General features: G+C 44.4%; 2 protein-coding genes. Both read right to left on the reverse strand.

Translation table 11 applies throughout. The annotated features are described in order from the left end of the window. On the reverse strand, positions 1-909 hold a 909-nt coding region (locus WA010_RS01665; RefSeq protein ID WP_422555442.1), incomplete at its 3' end, for an HAD-IC family P-type ATPase. A gap of 9 nt (positions 910-918) precedes the next feature. Continuing rightward, complete coding sequence (kdpA, locus tag WA010_RS01670; RefSeq protein WP_422555443.1) at positions 919-2616, reverse strand: potassium-transporting ATPase subunit KdpA; 1698 nt, start codon at positions 2614-2616, stop codon at positions 919-921. Between the last annotated feature and the right edge of the window lie 276 nt (positions 2617-2892).

A 2892-nucleotide genomic window follows, 5' to 3' on the forward strand; every position in this document is an offset into this window, starting at 1 on the left:
CCCCGTTTTGTCGAGGAGTAACACCGAAATATCTCCCGCTGTTTCGACCGCTTTACCACTGGTGGCGATGACGTTTTTACGTAACAATCGATCCATCCCCGCGATTCCGATGGCACTGAGTAATCCGCCGATAGTAGTTGGGATCAAACACACAAACAACGCTACAAGAACGAGGAGTGAAAAAGAACTATCAAAATAACCTACCAACGGTTGCAACGTCGCCACCGAGAGTAAGAAGATCAAACTAAATCCGATAAGGATCAGGCTGAGGGCGATTTCATTCGGGGTTTTTTGACGTTTTGCCCCCTCCACCAGTGAAATCATCTGATCGAGAAAACTTTCACCCTTGGCCGCCGTTACCCGTATTTTGATCCAATCAGACAGTACCGTTGTCCCTCCGGTTACCGAACTGCGATCTCCGCCACTCTCACGGATAACGGGAGCCGATTCACCGGTAATTGCACTCTCGTTGACACTCGCAACCCCTTCGATCACTTCACCATCAGAGGGGATCAACTCACCCGCTTTGACAATGACAACATCCCCCTTTAAGAGCAATGATGCATCGATGTATTCTGTTTTATCCCCAACCAAACGATTGGCTTTGAGATTGCTTTGGGTTTGACGTAAACTCGATGCCTGCGCTTTTCCGCGACCCTCTGCTAACGCTTCGGCAAAGTTGGCGAAAAGAACAGTAAACCACAGCCAGAACAAGAGCTGTAGATTAAACCAAAAATCTGCTGGATCAAAACTTCCGGCAAAAAATAAAACGGTACAAAACGCTGAACTGAGTGTCACGGCAAAGATCACCGGATTTTTGATCTGATGTTTCGGATTGAGACGGATAAAAGACTCTTTTATCGCATCTTTAATGATTTCATTATTATTAATTTCAATTGCTTTTTTCATACTATTTCCTTAAAACAGCTTGCCAGATTGCATTAAAATATGCTCGGCAATCGCTGTAAACGTCAACGCGGGTAAAAAGGTCAATGCACCTAAAATCAGAACCGTAAAGGCTAAAAAGATCGTGAATGTCATATTGTCACTTCGTACCGAACCTGATGAGAGGGCATACGTTTTTTTGTTCGACATACTCGCCGCAATCGCGATCATCGGGATAATAACCCCAAAGCGTCCGATAAACATAGCGATAGCCAATGTCACATTGTAAAACGGTGTATTGGCGGTGAGTCCCGCGAAAGCGCTTCCGTTATTTGCCGCCGCCGAGGTGTAGGCATAGAGTATTTCGCTCAAACCGTGTGGTCCTGCGTTATTAAGTCCTGCCAATCCATCAGCACAATTCGCCGCGATCGCTGAAAAGCCCAAAATTGCCGCCGAGGGGAGAAGCAGTGCGATGATGACCGCTTTGATCTCATACGCCTCGATCTTTTTGCCCAGATACATCGGTGTTTTTCCGACCATCAAACCGATCATAAACATGGAGAGCAATGCATAGATCATCATCCCGTAAAATCCTGCACCGACACCGCCGAAGATTACCTCTCCGACCATCATCTGAAGCATCAAAACCCCGCCTGCAAGGGGTGAGAAACTATCATGCATTGCATTAACCGCACCGCACGATGCCGCCGTCGTGACGGTCGCAAATAGGCTTGATGCTCCTAGAGCAAACCGTACCTCTTTACCCTCCATACTAGGACCCGCTTCGACACCGAGCTGCGTCAACATCGCATTCCCTTGGGATTCGGTATAGTACGTTGCTCCGAGCGTCAGCGCAAACAAGAGTGACATAGCACCAAAGATTGCAATTCCTTCTCTGCGGTTTCCGGCAAATTTACCGTAGGCAAACAACAGTGCGATAGGGATCAAAAAGATTGAAAAGATTTGGATGAAGTTCGTCAATTCATTCGGGTTCTCAAATGGATGAGCACTGTTAACATTGAAAAATCCGCCACCGTTGGTTCCCAACATCTTGATCGATTCCTGACTTGCCACCGGTCCCATTGCCAATGTTTGCTTCGCACCTTCGATCGTTGTCAGCTCTACATAGGAAGAAAAGGTTTGTATCACACCCTGAGACATCAAAAATATCGCATACACAAAGGCAATCGGCAACAAAATACGCAATGTTGTTTTGGTCGTATCGACATAAAAATTCCCGATCCCTCTACCAGTGAGACCGCGCATCAATGCCACTGCGACGGCTGCACCCGTTGCGGCTGATAGGAAGTTTTGGACACTTAGTCCCACCATTTGGGAGAAATAGCTCATGGTACTCTCACCGCCATAGCTTTGCCAGTTCGTATTAGTAACAAAACTGATCGCCGTGTTCAGTGCCAAATGCCAACTCAAATTGGAGAAATTCTGAGGATTAAGTCCCATAGCACTTTGAAAATAAAGGATAAAAAAGAGGATGAATATTCCAAAGAGATTAAATACCATCAAGGAAAGGGTATATTCTTTAAAACTCTGTGATATCTGCGTATTGATTCCACTGATGCGAAAAATGAGATTTTCGACAGGATTCATTATAGAATCGAGAAACGTTTTTTTGCCATCAAAAATTTTATAGAGATAATTTCCAAGAAAAAATCCGAAAACCACTACTGTGAACGCAAACAATGCGAACAAACCCATATCTAATACATTCATTTACAGCTCCTCAATTTTAATAAGGGAATAAACGAAGTAAAAAAGCAATGCAACAGCAAGTGTAATACCTGCTATGATTTCTAACATCATGACTAACTCCGTATCGAATAGATTTCAAGTGTAATCATATCCCCGAAGTTGGTCAAAAAAAGCTCAAATAAAAGGGAGAAGGGATAAAGAAAATATCAAGAAGAACTCCTCAGAAGAGGAGATAGATTTGAAGAGAGAGGTTTGGTTAGGCGATCAATCCACTTTTTAAAATCGCTTGCCAAACGA

This window comes from Sulfuricurvum sp. (assembly GCF_049305995.1).
GTDB lineage: Bacteria > Campylobacterota > Campylobacteria > Campylobacterales > Sulfurimonadaceae > Sulfuricurvum.